14 protein-coding genes are annotated in these 15,729 nt (G+C 43.0%); 7 read left to right on the forward strand and 7 right to left on the reverse strand.

Features of this window, described 5'->3' with window-relative positions; genetic code table 11:
- Positions 1 to 82: 82 nt before the first annotated feature.
- The 3 genes from B4J23_RS07800 to B4J23_RS07810 all read right to left on the reverse strand — a co-directional run bounded on the left by B4J23_RS07800 (position 83) and on the right by B4J23_RS07810 (position 3,544).
- A complete protein-coding gene (locus B4J23_RS07800) occupies positions 83 to 1,009 on the reverse strand; it encodes an AEC family transporter (protein WP_291359786.1) in 927 nt (308 codons plus the stop codon).
- A 58-nt stretch (positions 1,010 to 1,067) separates the two neighbouring features.
- Positions 1,068 to 2,177, reverse strand: a complete 1,110-nt coding sequence (locus B4J23_RS07805) for an NADH:flavin oxidoreductase/NADH oxidase (protein WP_180159617.1) — start codon at positions 2,175 to 2,177, stop codon at positions 1,068 to 1,070.
- A 104-nt stretch (positions 2,178 to 2,281) separates the two neighbouring features.
- Entirely contained in the window at positions 2,282 to 3,544 is a 1,263-nt protein-coding gene (locus B4J23_RS07810) for a carbohydrate porin (protein WP_291359788.1), read from the reverse strand.
- Positions 3,545 to 3,927: 383 nt separating this feature from the next.
- Between B4J23_RS07810 and mutM the strand changes: the two genes are divergently transcribed.
- Together mutM and B4J23_RS07820 are read left to right on the forward strand one after the other, a co-directional pair.
- Positions 3,928 to 4,788 carry a bifunctional DNA-formamidopyrimidine glycosylase/DNA-(apurinic or apyrimidinic site) lyase gene (mutM, locus tag B4J23_RS07815; RefSeq protein WP_291359790.1) on the forward strand — a complete coding sequence of 287 codons (861 nt, stop codon included), beginning with the start codon at positions 3,928 to 3,930 and terminating at the stop codon, positions 4,786 to 4,788.
- Positions 4,785 to 5,069 (forward strand): peptidylprolyl isomerase, encoded by a 285-nt coding sequence (locus tag B4J23_RS07820; protein ID WP_004785172.1) that lies wholly within the window; start codon positions 4,785 to 4,787, stop codon positions 5,067 to 5,069. The genes mutM and B4J23_RS07820 overlap by 4 nt, the downstream gene beginning before the upstream one ends.
- A gap of 99 nt (positions 5,070 to 5,168) precedes the next feature.
- Here the strand turns inward: B4J23_RS07820 and mscL are convergent, their stop codons facing one another.
- Both mscL and typA read right to left on the reverse strand, forming a co-directional pair.
- Positions 5,169 to 5,606 carry a large conductance mechanosensitive channel protein MscL gene (mscL, locus tag B4J23_RS07825; RefSeq protein WP_291359792.1) on the reverse strand — a complete coding sequence of 146 codons (438 nt, stop codon included), beginning with the start codon at positions 5,604 to 5,606 and terminating at the stop codon, positions 5,169 to 5,171.
- A 152-nt stretch (positions 5,607 to 5,758) separates the two neighbouring features.
- Positions 5,759 to 7,594, reverse strand: a complete 1,836-nt coding sequence (gene typA / locus B4J23_RS07830) for a translational GTPase TypA (RefSeq protein WP_291359794.1) — start codon at positions 7,592 to 7,594, stop codon at positions 5,759 to 5,761.
- A gap of 162 nt (positions 7,595 to 7,756) precedes the next feature.
- Here typA and B4J23_RS07835 point away from each other — a divergent pair, with 162 nt between their 5' ends.
- From B4J23_RS07835 to B4J23_RS07845, 3 genes are all read left to right on the forward strand, one after another.
- The gene (locus B4J23_RS07835; RefSeq protein WP_166139125.1) at positions 7,757 to 9,127 is read left to right on the forward strand and encodes a uracil-xanthine permease family protein; all 1,371 of its coding nucleotides are present in this window, start codon (positions 7,757 to 7,759) and stop codon (positions 9,125 to 9,127) included.
- A gap of 66 nt (positions 9,128 to 9,193) precedes the next feature.
- Positions 9,194 to 10,228: a methyltransferase gene (locus B4J23_RS07840; protein WP_291359798.1), complete on the forward strand. Its 1,035-nt coding sequence runs from the start codon at positions 9,194 to 9,196 to the stop codon at positions 10,226 to 10,228.
- The gene (locus B4J23_RS07845; RefSeq protein ID WP_180070505.1) at positions 10,228 to 11,691 is read left to right on the forward strand and encodes an amino acid permease; all 1,464 of its coding nucleotides are present in this window, start codon (positions 10,228 to 10,230) and stop codon (positions 11,689 to 11,691) included. The genes B4J23_RS07840 and B4J23_RS07845 overlap by 1 nt, the downstream gene beginning before the upstream one ends.
- A gap of 55 nt (positions 11,692 to 11,746) precedes the next feature.
- On the opposite strand, the gene B4J23_RS07850 is transcribed toward B4J23_RS07845, so the two are convergent.
- Both B4J23_RS07850 and omp38 read right to left on the reverse strand, forming a co-directional pair.
- The gene (locus tag B4J23_RS07850; protein WP_180052859.1) at positions 11,747 to 12,280 is read right to left on the reverse strand and encodes a peptidase C39; all 534 of its coding nucleotides are present in this window, start codon (positions 12,278 to 12,280) and stop codon (positions 11,747 to 11,749) included.
- A gap of 103 nt (positions 12,281 to 12,383) precedes the next feature.
- Positions 12,384 to 13,445 (reverse strand): outer membrane protein Omp38, encoded by a 1,062-nt coding sequence (omp38, locus tag B4J23_RS07855; RefSeq protein WP_179993194.1) that lies wholly within the window; start codon positions 13,443 to 13,445, stop codon positions 12,384 to 12,386.
- A 375-nt stretch (positions 13,446 to 13,820) separates the two neighbouring features.
- Here omp38 and B4J23_RS07860 point away from each other — a divergent pair, with 375 nt between their 5' ends.
- Complete coding sequence (locus tag B4J23_RS07860; protein ID WP_291359802.1) at positions 13,821 to 14,342, forward strand: GspH/FimT family protein; 522 nt, start codon at positions 13,821 to 13,823, stop codon at positions 14,340 to 14,342.
- 112 nt (positions 14,343 to 14,454) lie between these two features.
- Positions 14,455 to 15,630, forward strand: a complete 1,176-nt coding sequence (locus B4J23_RS07865) for a thiolase family protein (protein WP_291359804.1) — start codon at positions 14,455 to 14,457, stop codon at positions 15,628 to 15,630.
- The last annotated feature ends 99 nt before the right edge of the window (positions 15,631 to 15,729 follow it).

Here is a 15,729-nt window from a genome sequence, read left to right on the forward strand (position 1 = left end):
ACTTGCCGCTTGAATCCGCCAAATAAAAAAAGCTCCTGTTGGAGCTTTTTTTTATGGGCTATAGATTTATAAGCCAGCTTGGTTAACTCCACCACAAAGTAATAAGGCCACTGGCAACCACAAAACCTGCAAGGGTACTCATTAATAATGGCGTTAGAGTCCGCTCATTGAGGCCGTACGCCTGCCCTAACATACCAAAAATCGTTGGCATAGGTAGGGCTGCAATCAAAGTCCCAGCATAAATCATTTCCTGACTTAGGTGAGTCAGTCGACTTAGGCCCAGATACATTAGAATCGGCATCAGGATATTGCTGGAAAATACCAAATAGGAACTTTGCAGATTCACATATTTCAGGCTCATGCCCACGATTCCGCCACCAATCGCAAACAGCGCCAAAGGTGAGGCAGTCTGTCCAATCATGGCAAAGACCTGATCCAGATAAATTGGCAGGCGAATTTCAAAAATCGCACAGGCCATACCCAGCATCACCCCCATAAATAAAGGGTTCTTAAACAGCATTAGAATGGTACTTTTCACAAGACTGCCCAGATTGGCTTGATATTGTGTACCGAGTGCAGCCAGGATCAAGACCATCGGAATCAGGATCATGCTTTCAATTATGACCACCAATGAGGTATAGGTCATTGCATGCTGTCCCACCAATAAAGTGAGTACTGCTGTACCAATCAATCCGGTATTGGACATCGCTGCCCCCAAGGACAGAACAGCACTATGCGAAGAGGTATTCCGGAACTGACGGCGCATTAACCAGAAGCTGAAACCATAAAGTAATAAAGTGACAGAGGTATAGACCGCAAAGTATTCAAAATACCAGATTTCATGCAAATCTTTAGAGGCTAGAAACTGGAAGAACAGTAATGGTAAGGCCACTTTGATGACAAAGGCCCCTACCATTTCGACCTGTTCTTTTTTTAGAATTTGACATTTCACACTCAGGTAACCTAGTGCCAATAATAAAAATATGGGCACAATTACCGCAATAATCATATGAAATGTCCTGTTGTTTGAGATGCGTTATTATAAGCCTTTCTAAGAAAAAATGGCCTTAAAATGATTCAAACAACTGATTTAAGCCATGTGGTGCAGAACGTAAATATTGTGGAGAAATGGCTATTTTCTCATCCAGCGTTACTGCGGCATGCCAAGGCCAGCGTGGATCATAAAGTAAGGCACGTGCAATCGCGATCGCATCAGCCTGTTTATACTCCAGTATGCCTTCTGCCTGCTGTGCATCGGTAATCAGACCCACAGCAATGACTGGAATATTCACGTCCTTTTTAATCGCTTCAGCAAAAGGTACTTGGTAGTTCGGATGTACATCAATTTTCTGATCGACGTGTAAACCTGCACTCGAAACGTGAATATAGACTGCACCCAGTTTCTCCAGTTCTTTGGATAGTTCAACTGAAGATTCTACATCCCAACTTTCTACGCCATCCATCCAGTCCGTTGCTGAGATACGAACACCAATTGGAAAATCTTCTGGTACGGCGGCTTTTATTGCTTCAAATACTTCAAGCGTCAGACGAATACGGTTTTCAAATGAACCGCCATATTGATCCTGACGATGATTCGATAACGGTGACATGAACTGATGCAATAGATAACCATGTGCTGCATGTAGCTCAATCAGTTCAAAGCCTGCTTCAACCGCTCGCTTGGCACTGGCTGCAAAATCCTGAATCACTTGCTGGATTTCATCAACACTTAAAGACTTGGGTGGATGTTCATGAGCCTGGAAAGGAATATCACTGGCAGAGACAGTTTGCCAGCCGAGTGAATGATCTGGGGCGAACTGCCCTTTGCCACCCCAAGGTTTATCTGTAGAGGCTTTACGGCCTGCATGTGCAAGCTGTATTGCAAAAGGCATAGGAGAAATTGACTTGACCTTTTGCAGTAAGGTTTTGATCTGACTGGCCTGCTGGTCATTCCAAAGCCCTAAATCGGCATAACTGATGCGACCTTCAGGTTGTACAGCGGTGGCTTCCACAATGCAAAGACCTGCACTGGATAAGGCATAATTGGCCCATTGTTGTTCATGCCAGTAAGTGATTTCACCTTGCTCGGTTGCAGAGTACTGACACATCGGGGCAATCACAATTTTATTTTTAAGTTGCAATGATCCAAACTGAACCGGCTGAAATAGTAGTGACACGCGGTATTCCCTCTTTTTGTGAAGTGGCTTTTCAGAACTTTTTACCAAAAAATAAAAAACAGGCTCTGATGAGCCTGTTTATTTATAACGTGATTAAATTCTTTTTAGAAGATCACTCGTGTAGTCAAACCTAACACCAATGCATTATCCACTTGATTGCTAGACCCCGGATTTATAACGTATTGCAGGTTTGGACGTAGCATCAGCCATTTTGTTGCGTTATAGCTGTAGTTGAGTTCGATATTGTATTCGGCACTCGCATCATATACTGGACGTGAATCTGCGAAGCGGTCATTTACATGTACACGGTTAACCGCTAAACCCAAAATATCATTTGGCTGGCTATCCACCAGACCAATATATTTCAGACCCAACTGTTGTGAATTATCCACTTTATTGGTATCACGGTCATGCCAGGTAAAGTTAGCGAATGAATGTAGACCCTGACGGCCACTGCCGGTTGAGGTCAACTGCTGCTCTACAGCTAGCCAGCCCGCAAAGGTACGGTTTTTTCCTTCACCTGTCGCAACATCTTTCTGGTTGGCAACATCATCAGCAGTGTTATACATACCGCCTACACGATAGCTGCCAGGCAAACCATTTACCAATGATTTTGGTGTCCAGATTACTTCTGCAGGAATGGTCACACCATCAGCATTGTCGGTATCCAGACTCCAGCCCTGACCTTCGGATTTGGCATTACCATTATCTGGATTAAATTCATAAACACCGACTTGTACAGCAACTTCAGGATTTAACTGCTGTTTTACACGTGCACCCCATTGTGCGACTGGGGTATTCATCCAGATATTGCCCTGCCATTTACCCATCTGCGCAGCACAAAATGCTGTACTGGCAAAATCACAGGCCATCACATTAAAGTCCATACCGAGACCCAGACGACCAGCTTTAATGCTCAGTCCTTGATCCTTATAGTTCTTTTCAATTGAAAGTTCGGTTAAACGGCTGTCCTGGTTACCACGGCCAAATGTCCCTTGAACATTGGCCCATTGAGCTGCATCACCTTGTAAATCACGTACCGATGTACTTTGACCCTGACGCGCAGTCGCCACTGCACGAACAGTTACGCCATCCCAGCCAGCCAGTTTTTCCATGTCTAACTGTGTACCCAACCATAACTGTGCAGAAGTTAGAGGATCAGCCCCTTCATTACGTCCGCCATCAGCCAGATACGCTGTATCTGTCAGTAAGTTTGCTTCAAACTTGACACCTTGTTGAGCAAGTTCAGTACGTTTTCCATTCCAGTCACCTAATAGGTACTGTCCTTGAGGATCAAATGCAGATTCAGCCTGAGCAGAGGTCATGGCTGCCATCAATGGCAATAAAGCTAGACTTGACTTTTTCATATAAAACCTAAACATATGGAGAGAGTAAAGGCAGCCTGATGCATGCCCTGTATGACTTGATACAGAACGTTACATAACTTTTCACTTAAAAACGCAGCATTTTTTTTATTATTGGTAAAACTTTAAGTTATAAGAAAAGATGTTTTATATAACAATAAATTCTATAGAATTTATATTTTTCAGTAAGTTAAATACTAAAAATCAAACAATATACTTCCTATTTCTATTATTTGGATCTGAAACCATCTCAATATTAAAGTTTATTTTTTAACCAATTGTTAAAATATTTTTGAATGTCCTGCTTATAACTTCTATTCAAACAGGACTTGCATTCAGACTTAAAACGCCCAATATTAGCCTCATGATATTAGCTACCAAGTGTTATGCCTGAATTACCCGAAGTTGAAACCACCAAAACCAGCCTCCTTCCCCTTCTTAATCAGCAAGTGCTAAAAGTTGAAGTGCGTCAGCCTAGTTTACGTTGGCCGATTCCTGATGATCTCGCGCGTCTGCAAGGACAGCGCCTGATTCAGCTTACGCGTCGTTCCAAATATATTTTGGCGCAATTTGAACAGGATACGATGCTCTGGCATCTGGGTATGTCAGGCAGCTTTCGCTTGTGTGAAGCCAATGAAGAATTGCGCAAGCATGATCATCTGATTATCCAGTTTGAAGAGATCCAGCTGCGTTACCATGATCCGCGCCGTTTCGGCTGTATTCTCTGGTTAGACGCTCAATCACAAAGCAAACTGATTGATACGCTTGGGCCGGAGCCATTAAGCGATGCTTTTAATGCCGAATATCTATTTGAAAAACTAAAAAATAAAAACGTTGGCACCAAAGTTGCAATTATGGATAACCATGTCGTGGTCGGCGTAGGCAATATCTATGCAACTGAAAGCCTGTTCAATATGGGTATTCATCCAGCCCAGCCAGCCTCAAGTTTGAGTTTCGAACAGGTTGAAAAACTGGTGGTTGAGATCAAGCGCATTTTAAAACAGGCAATTGTCCTAGGGGGTTCTACTTTACGCGACTATACCAATGCCATGGGAGAAAATGGTTATTTCCAGCAGACGCTGCTGGCTTATGGCCGTGCAGGAGAAATGTGCGTGAACTGCGAAACCACACTGGAAAATATCAAACTCGGCCAGCGCGCATCCGTCTATTGTCCTGAATGCCAGCCGCTGAAAAAGGTAAAACTTTCACCTAAGCGTATGGCTGCCGTACGAGGTAAGAAATCATGAAGACTGCAATTGTCCGTCATATTCTGGTGAAGGATAAAGATACTGCCGAACAACTCAAAAAGAAAATTCTAGCAGGTGCAGATTTTTCTAAGATTGCCAAACAGTACTCGACTTGCAACTCTGCTAAACGCGGTGGTGAACTTGGTGAAGTAAAAAAAGGCCAACTCGTTCCAGTGATTGATAAACTGGTCTTTACTGCTGCAGAACATGTTCTGCATGGCCCAATCAAAAGTCAGTTCGGTTTTCATTTGGTCGAAATTAAGTTTCGGATGGATTTTTAATTCCTTTAGGGTTCCCTCTCCTCTCAGGAGAGGGTTAGGGAGAGGTCAGAAAATAAAAAAACGGCGCTTATACGCCGTTTTTTTATTTACTCCGAAAGCTTAAGCTTCAGGACGTTTTTTTAGCTCATCACGAATTTCACGTAACAATGCAATATCTTCCGGAGTCGCTTCTGGCTCTGGTTCCGCTTCTTGTTTTCGGCGTAGTTTGTTCATCAGCTTCACTAACCAGAACACCACCCATGCCAATAACAGGAAGTTAATGAGAATGGTCAAGAAATTACCATAAGCAAAGACATTCAGACCTGCTGCCTGCGCTTCCGCCAGATTGGTCACATTATTTGGATTATCACCTAATACGACAAACCAGTTAGAGTAATCAACATCACCACCCAAGATCCAACTCACGACAGGCATGATGATGTCTTTCACCATAGAATCGATAATTTTACTGAAAGCACCGCCAATGATCACACCCACTGCGAGATCCATGACATTGCCTTTTACCGCAAATTCTTTAAATTCTTGAATAATGCTCATAAAGTCACCAGTATTTTTATGCAATTTTGTGATGGATTATACATTAGTTAGGGATTTCTATTTAAAACTAATTTATTAAGTGTATGTAATTTCTACCCAATAAAAAAGCCGCTGAACTGATTCAGCGGCTTTTTTCGTATCAGTGACCGGTCTTATTTAGAACGGTTACGTTTACGTTCGTTTTCAGTCAGGTAACGCTTACGGATACGGATTGACTTAGGTGTTACTTCAACTAGCTCGTCATCTTCAATGAATTCAAGCGCTTGTTCTAGCGTGTATTCAAGGTTTGGAACAAGAGTCAATGCTTCATCAGTACCAGACGCACGTACGTTAGTTAACTGTTTCGCTTTAGTTGGATTAACCACCATGTCGTCAGAACGTGAGTTGATACCTACGATCATACCTTCATAAACTTCTAACTGTGGTTTAGCAAACAGACGACCACGGTCTTGAAGTGTGAACAGTGCATAGCCCAGACAAGTACCTTGAACCATAGAAATCAGTACACCGTTTTGACGTTTCGCAACAGTACCTTGTTTAGCAGGACCGTAGTGCGAGAAGCTTGAAGTCATGATACCAGTACCAGAAGTCATGGTCATGAATTCAGAACGGAAACCGATCAAGCCACGTGAAGGAACAGTTGCTTCAATACGGATACGGCCTTTACCGTCAACTTCCATATTGGTCATTTCGCCTTTACGGTGACCCATTTGTTCCATTACAGAACCTTGGTGCTGTTCTTCAACGTCAAACGTTACGTTTTCGTACGGTTCTTGCATTTGACCGTCGATTTCTTTCATGATCACTTGCGGACGTGATACACCAAGTTCGAAGCCTTCACGACGCATGTTTTCGATCAGTACAGAAAGGTGAAGCTCACCACGACCAGATACTTTGAAACGGTCAGGACTGTCAGTATCTTCAACACGAAGTGCTACGTTGTGGATCAATTCGCGGTCTAGACGTTCACGGATATTACGTGAAGTTACGAATTTACCTTCTTTACCAGCGAACGGAGAATTGTTCACCTGGAAAGTCATAGACACAGTCGGTTCATCGACAGAAAGTGCTGGAAGCGCTTCAACGTTTTTAGGATCACATAGGGTGTCTGAAATGTTCAGTGCATCGATACCAGTTACACAAACGATATCACCTGCAGAAGCTTCTTCAATATCAACACGTTCTAGACCATGGTAACCCATGATTTTCAAGATACGGCCGTTACGAGTTTTGCCTTCTTTGTCGATGACAGTCACAGGAGTGTTCAGTTTTACAGAACCGCGCTGGATACGACCAACACCGATTACACCTACGAAGCTGTTATAGTCCAAAGATGAAATTTGCATCTGGAATGGACCATCAACGTCAACTGCTGGTGGCTCAACGATGTCTACGATTGTTTGGAACAATGGAGTCATGTCGTCAGCAAGTTCTTCTGGAGAAGGACCAGCAACACCACGAAGACCAGAAGCATAAACTACTGGGAAGTCTAACTGTTCGTCAGTACCGCCCAGGTTGTCGAACAGGTCGAATACTTGGTCGATTACCCAGTCTGGACGCGCACTTGGTTTATCAACTTTATTGATAATTACGATTGGTTTCAAACCACGCGCGAACGCTTTTTGCGTTACGAAACGGGTTTGTGGCATAGGACCTTCTTGTGAATCTACAAGAAGCAGTACGCAGTCAACCATCGACATTACACGTTCAACTTCACCACCAAAGTCGGCGTGTCCCGGGGTGTCCACGATGTTAATACGGTATTCTGTATCTGTACGTTTATCTAACCATTTGATTGCAGTGTTTTTTGCAAGAATGGTAATACCACGTTCAGATTCTAACGCGTTCGAATCCATGACACGCTCGATCTCACCCGCGCGATCACCGAGAGCACCTGATTGTTGCAAAAGTTTGTCTACAAGAGTGGTTTTACCATGGTCGACGTGCGCGATAATGGCAATGTTACGGAGAGTTTTAATATCTGACATGTAAATTCGATACGTTTTAAATTTGAGGGCAAATTATACAGAAAAATACAAACTTTTGACAGTGACTGTTTGTAGAGAGCGTCAATTTTTTTTCCAATTACTTTTGTAATGACGTGTAACTCGATTAGAATAGCGCCACCCAGCCTTAATTTGCATTGACACATGTCTGATTTTAATCAATCTCCTCTTTCTAAAGATCAACTTGACCTTGTCTACGGCCTTGAAGATCGTCCTAAACCGTTTATCGCATTTTTAGCCGCATTCCAGCATTTATTGGCCATTATTGTCCCAATTGTAACGCCAGGTTTACTGATCTGTCTGGCATTGGGTGTGTCTAAAGAAGACACCAACATGATCTTGTCCATGTCTTTGGTGATCTCTGGTATCGCAACTTTCTTACAATCCAAGAAAGTGGGTCCCTTTGGCGCAGGCTTGCTGATTGTTCAGGGTACAAGTTTTAACTTTATTGGCCCAATCATCGGGATCGGTTCAGCGATGGTCGCTGCAGGCACACCGGTAGAAGCGGTGATGGCTTCGATCTTTGGTGTAGTGATTGCAGGTTCATTTATTGAAATGGGCGTGTCACGCATTTTGCCATGGGTGAAGAAACTCATTACTCCACTAGTAACGGGTATTGTAGTTCTATTGATTGGTTTAACCTTGATTAAAGAAGGTCTGATCAGCATGGGTGGTGGTTATCAAGCCATGGGTGACAAAACTTTCGCCAATGCAGATAACCTGATCATGTCATGTACCGTTCTGGCATTAATTATTTTACTGAACCGTGTGCGTATTACCTGGGTAAAAAGCTCAGCAATTCTGATTGCACTGGTTGTGGGTTATATCCTTGCCGGCTTTATGGGTCATCTCAACTTTGATGGTTTAAAAGATGCACCTCTGGTTCAGATTCCTACCCCAATGCATTTTGGTTTAAGCTTCTCATGGAGCTTATTCATTCCAATGGCATTCATTTACCTGGTGACTTCACTAGAAGCCATTGGTGATATTACCGCAACATCAAAATTATCGAATCAGCCAGTCGATGGTCAAACCTGGATGAATCGCATTAAAGGTGGTGTATTGGTGAATGGTGCCAACTCCCTGCTTGCAGGCTTATTTAATACCTTCCCAAGTTCAGTTTTCGCACAAAATAATGGTGTCATTCAGCTGACTGGTGTAGCTAGCCGTTATGTCGGGATCTGGATCGCAGCACTCCTCGTGATTCTAGGTCTACTTCCAGCAGTGGCCGGTGTGATTCAGGCCGTTCCTCAAGCTGTGCTTGGTGGTGCAGTGATGGTGATGTTCGGTGCAGTCGCTGCATCTGGGATTAATATCCTGTCTGGTATTCACTTAGACCGTCGTGCCCTGCTGATCATTGCAATTTCGCTTGCACTTGGCTTAGGCGTTGCACAGGTACCTCAAATTCTGGAACATCTTCCTGAATTATTCCGTAACATCTTTAGCTCAGGTGTTGCGACAGGCGGTATTGCAGCCCTCATATTGAATATTGTACTTCCTGAAGTAAAGAAGTAATTTCATGTCCAAAAAACACTGTCTGAGTTGGACTCGGACAGTGTTTTTTCTATTGGAGAGAGATCTATGGATCCTAAAAGCGAAGTTTTATTAAGACAATATGATTATTTGTCTGGTCGCGTATTGCTGGTAAATGCCCCGACCGATGAGCTTATTGCTGAATGTGGTGAATCTATCCAGCCCTTTGTTTGGACATGGAATTATAATGATTTTCAATATTTCCAGTCACAGCAGGCCCAGATTCATTTCGGCGCAGAATTTCCTGATCAGGAATTTGATCAGGCAGTTATTTTCGTACCTAAATCAAAAGAATTATTGAATTATCTGATTCACAATATTGCAGCCCGATTAAAACAAGGCAGCAGTGTCTTTCTTGTGGGTGAAAAGAAAGGTGGCGTAGAGCGTGCGGCAAAGCAGCTACAGGCTTATGGTAAACTCATCAAGCTCGACAGCGCACGACATTGCCAATTGTGGCAATTGACTCTAGACTGCACGGTCGAAGCAAAAGCGTTGGCAGATTGGGCACAGACCTATACAGTGGCGACACCAAAAGGTGATTTGCAGATTTGTGCACTTCCAGGTGTATTCAGTCAGGATCATTTGGATGTAGGAACAGCGGTGTTCTTACCCTATTTATCTCAAGTGACTTCAGGCAAGATTGCCGACTTTGGCTGTGGTGCAGGCGTGATCAGTGCTTATTTAGCCAAACTGAATCCTGAGAACCGTATTTTTGCTCTGGACGTGGATGCCTTTGCCTTGGCTTCTACCCAAATGACATTTGAGAGAAATCAGCTCAGTCCTCAGCAGCTGGAAATTAAAGCTGTGTCAGGTATTGAAGATGCACCGCTCTTTTTACATGCCATTGTCAGCAATCCCCCTTTCCACCAGGGAATCCAGACCAACTATGCGGCCAGTGAAACTTTATGCAAGACTTCGCGTCGTCATCTCAAGTCTGGTGGTGAATTGTGGATTGTGGCAAACCGCTTCTTAAATTATCCAATTTTAATTGAACAAAGTTTTGGCCAATGTACAGTCAAAACTGATCAACAAGGTTTTAAAGTGCTCTTCGCCAGCACTCAAAAAAATGCTAAGGAATCATGATGAGCGAAACTCAGAACAGCGTGCAGCTGCAGCGTAAGCTTGGTGCTCGTCATCTCAATATGATCGCGATTGGCGGGTCTATCGGTACAGGTTTATTCCTGGCCTCAGGTGCGACCATTGCCAGCGCAGGCCCGGGTGGTGCACTTCTCGCCTATGCCCTGATTGGCGTAATGATTTATTTCTTGATGACCAGCCTTGGAGAACTTGCGACTCATAATCCGACCTCGGGCGCATTCTTTACCTACGGTACCAAATATGTCGAAGGTGGTTTTGGTTTCGCTTTAGGCTGGAACTACTGGTACAACTGGGCGATTACCGTTGCCTTTGAACTGGTTGCCGTACAGTTCATTATGAAATTCTGGTTCCCTGATATTCCGGGCTTTTACTGGAGTGCGATCTTCCTCGCTGTGATCTTTGGGATTAACGCTCTCACAGTAAAAGGTTTTGGTGAATCAGAATTCTTCTTCTCATTAGTGAAAGTTCTGGCAATTATTGCCTTTATCATCATCGGGATCTGGATGATTGCCAAGATCATGCTCACACCGGGTGTTTCGGCATTTGCAAACTGGAGCGTAGGTGAAGCGCCTTTTGTAGGCGGTTTCCAGGCCTTGATTGGTGTTGCCATGATTGCCGGATTCTCGTTCCAGGGTACCGAGATGGTTGGTGTAGCGGCTGGTGAATCTAAAGATCCGCAAAAAACCATTCCAGTAGCGATCAAGCAAATCTTCTGGCGAATCCTGCTGTTCTATATCGTATGTATTTTCATTATCGGTACATTGGTTGCTTATAATGATCCGCGTCTCTTACAGGCAGCTGCAACTGAAGATATTGCCCTTTCTCCATTCACTTTATTGTATGAGAAAGCAGGTTTTGCTTTTGCAGCCAGTATGATGAATGCGGTAATTCTGACTGCGATTCTGTCTGCAGGTAACTCAGGCATGTATTCTTCGACCCGTATGCTGTTCGATATGGCACGTAAAGGCAGTGCGCCTAAGCTGTTTGCCCATCTGGATCCACGCGGTGTACCGATGAATGCCCTGTATGCGACCACGGCGATTGCGGCACTATGCTTCTTGACCACATTCTTTGGCGAGCAGGAAGTCTTTAACTGGTTGCTGAATATGTCAGGTATGTGTGGCTTCATTGTCTGGCTCGGAATTGCGATCTCACATTACCGCTTCCGTAAAGGTTATCTGGCTCAAGGCTATCAACTTGAAGGTCTAGCCTATAGAGCTAAATTCTTCCCGTTCGCGCCTTGGTTTGCCTTCGTCCTTTGTTCAATTGTTGTTCTAGGTCAAAATTATCAAGCTGTCCTAGATGGTGAGTGGTTGGCTGTCCTTTCTACTTATATCGGTATTTTATTATTCCTGGTGATCTGGCTAGGTTATAAGTGGAAATATAAAACCAAACTGGTTTCCTATCAGGAGATGGATGTTCGACCGATGAATATTGAAAAAGACTAAGTTCTCACCTTTATTAAAAAAGCAGCTCAAGTAGCTGCTTTTTTATATTCTGAAATCAGCTATGACGCATGACAAAATTACGGTCATCAATCACGATGACTTGCTGACAAATACCTTTTACTCGACGCTGCTGTTCGAAAACTTCTTTAGACATAGCATTAAAACTATCAAAGAAACTGATTTCTTTTTCATTGATTTCATAAATTAATGAATGGTTCCCTACCCCTTCCAGCGTATCGTAGAACACGATTACAAAACGGCCTTTATCTACTGATTTTTGAATATCTGTATAAGAAAGTGGATATTCATGAACAGACACTTTGAGTTCTTGTGCTTTTTGATAAAACTGGATTTCAAGCGGCTGTTTATCGGGATCAGTTTCTGTAAAAAATTCAACATCAAGCCCTAGTGTTTTAAGTGCAACAGCGAGTGCAATACTTGAAGCTCCCATCTCATCATTATACTGTGTCAATTGCACCAGATCAGGAATATGCAGATCCATTCCATAATGATGAAAGATCATCCAGATTGCATATATACCACTATTAGCTTCCAGACTTTGTAAGTCTTGAGGGAGTTCTATACTCATGCTTTAACTCCAAATCAGTTTCGAGCAGCAAGTGTATGCAAAAAACAGCCATAAAAAAAGCGACTCAAAGAGTCGCTTTTTTTAATCACTGTTCAATAACGAATTATTGAGCAGCTGGTTGTTCAGCTAGAACAGTACGGCTACCAGTGATTGTCGCGAATACACGACGGTTCATAGCACGACCTTCTTTAGTGTTGTTGTCAGCAATCGGTTGATCCCAAGCGAAACCTTGAGTAGACAAACGAGATGCATCTACGTTGTATTCGTTAACAAGTGCAGATTTAACAGAGTTAGCACGAGCTAGAGATAAACGTTCGTTCAATGCACGTGGACCAGTGCTGTCTGTGTGACCTTCGATACGAGCAGTTGCGTTTGGATATTCAACTAGCTTCTCAGCAACTTTCGCGATTTCTGGTTTGTATTGGTCTTTGATGTTTGATTTATTCGTATCAAAGAACACGCGAAGTTCCATGTTCAGGTCTTCAGTCAACTCTTGTGGAGCTGGAGCTACTGGAGCTACTGGCTCAACTGGAGCAACTTCTACAACGTCAGCAGCTGGTTTCAAACGGCCACCTAGAACTACGTTAAGACCAGCAAGTGCTGTATAGTTCCAGAATTTTTCGTCGAAGTGGTAAGTACCACGAGCTTCAGTACGTAGCGCTAAAGCATCGTTGATGTGCCAGAATGCACCGATACCAGCATTACCTAGTGTACCTTCTTCTTCAAAACCACGACCAGTACGACCTAAAGCAGTTTCTGAAGCACCGTCAAACTCATATTTGTAGTGACCAGCACCTAACAATGCATATGGCTTGATTTTGCTGTCATAGTTGCCAGTAAATACGTCAGAAGTTGCATAGAAATTACCTGCAATGTTCTGGCCTTTGTATTCAGCACCTGGTAGATCTCGCATATCGCCTTTAACTTGGCTATATTCAGCTTCAAAACCTAACCATGGAGTTAGTTCAACACCAATTGCAGCACCAACAAATAGATCATCTTCCATTTCACCAGAAGTTGTTAGTTCGCCATCATCACCGCCATTGTTGTGTTGGGTGTCTTGCCAAGTATAACCTAACATTAATGGAGTAACAGTTACGCCTGCGTTTGCAGCAGCAAAAGGAGCAGCTACAAGCATTGCTAAAGCAATACGACTCATTTTCATGGATTTATCCTCCAGAGATAACAATTGTTGTTCAAGCTCAAGCCTTCTAATAGGCCATTCTGAGATAGGCTTTTTTTACCCCAGTGTTATTTTTAAGCTATTCACTGCGCATCATACAAACACTTTATTATTTTTCCAAGTGCTTGATTAATCTAATCAAGTAAATTATTGACAAAATTACTTACAATTTCCGTTGTAATTCAGTAATTTTTTACTCAATTTTTTGTTGTGAATCGCCTATTGTCATTGCCAATTTATTTTTAAGCGCCTTTTTGAATTTTGAGTAAGGCATTGCTTACTCGCTCAATTAAGCATAAAAAACGCACAATTAATAGCATGTTTCAAATAAAAATAATATATAAATCAGGTAACTCTATGTATAAAAAGATAACAAGAGCGTTCACTATTGTTGAGTTAATTATCTGTATTGCCCTTATCGCAATTGTGGTCACCATTGCTTTGCCTTACTTTCATGATTATCTATCCAAGCAGGAAGCTAAAAATATTCCGATGAAACTTACAGCAACCAATCGTTATGCACGCAGCCAGGCAGCTGTGTTTCACCAGAATATTGTGATTTGTCCCAGTCAAGATTCATTAACCTGTCAGGCAAACCAATGGAATAAAAATTTGCTGGTATTTATTGATAAAAACCGTAATCGTCAAGTCGACAATGACGAACAAATTTTACACATTGAACAACTTAATCTTAAATACGGTAACTTGAGTTGGCGAGGTGCCTTAAGTATGCCGAACGTAACTTATCAGGCACAGACTGCTTTACCGATTGGATCGAATGGCAGCTTTTATTATTGTTCTACTCACCTTGCTTCCCAGCAACGTATTGTCTTGAATAAAATGGGCCATATCCGGATCGAACATATGGCCTCCTGTTAATAAAACCCTAGAGTCTATGATTTATCCAGATTAGGACTTTAATCCTGTACTTTTTTCAATATACTGCTTAGGTTCGAGAAAAAATGATCAAAACTTATAGGGAGATATAACAATGACTGACATCGTAATTGTCAATGGCGCACGTACAGCGATGGGCGGCTTTCAAGGCAGCTTGGCTAGCGTTACTGCACCTGAACTAGGCGCTGCCACCATCAAAGAGGCGATTGCGCGTTCAGGTTTGCAGCCAACCGATATTGAAGAAGTCATTATGGGTTGTGTACTCCCGGCAGGTTTAAAACAAGGCCCTGCCCGTCAAGCGATGCGTAAAGCAGGTCTGCCTGATTCTACCGGTGCTGTTACCATCAACAAATTATGTGGTTCAGGCATGAAAGCAGTCATGCAAGCGGCAGATATGATTAAGGCAGGTTCTGCAACTTATGTGGTTGCAGGTGGGATGGAATCCATGACCAATGCGCCATATGTATTGCCAAAAGCGCGTAGCGGTTTCCGTATGGGTCATGGTGAAATCAAGGATCATATGTTCCTCGATGGCCTGGAAGATGCCGAAACTGGTCGCCTGATGGGTTCATTTGCTCAAGATATGGCAAATAGCAAAGGTTATACACGTGAACAGATGGATGAATTTGCAATCCGTTCACTGAAACGTGCTCAAACTGCAGTCAATGAAGGCTACTTTGCTGATGAAATCGTGCCAGTCACTGTTTCCACCCGTAAAGGTGATGTCGTCGTTGATAAGGACGAACAACCTTTCAATGCCAATATTGATAAGATTCCAACTCTTCGTCCTGCTTTTGCAAAAGACGGGACAATTACGGCAGCAAATGCCAGCTCAATTTCAGATGGTGCCTCTGCCCTTGTTCTGACTTCAAGCGAAAATGCAGCAGCTAAAGGTTTAGCGCCTTTGGCTAAAATCATCGCTTATGCTTCAAACTCCCAGCATCCATCTGAATTCACGATTGCGCCAGTGGGTGCGATTCAGAAAGTTCTGGATAAAACTGGCTGGAAAGCTGAGGAAGTTGACCTTTGGGAAATCAATGAAGCGTTTGCTATGGTCACCATGTGCCCAATGGATGAGTTCAAGCTTGATCCTGAGAAAGTCAACATCAATGGTGGTGCATGTGCACTCGGTCACCCGGTTGGTTCTACAGGTTCACGTATTATCCTGACCTTGATCCATGCATTGAAACGTACAGGCGGTAAACGTGGTATCGCTGCACTATGTATTGGTGGTGGTGAAGCAACTGCGGTCGCAATCGAACTGATCTAATTCTTTTATAATCAAGTAGTAGAGAGGGCTTTTATAGCCCTCTTTTTATTTTATAAATATTTCATTTTTTATAATCCATCTATAAAGCAAATTCTTTTA

This window comes from Acinetobacter sp. UBA3025 (assembly GCF_002367915.1).
Taxonomy (GTDB): Bacteria; Pseudomonadota; Gammaproteobacteria; order Pseudomonadales; family Moraxellaceae; genus Acinetobacter.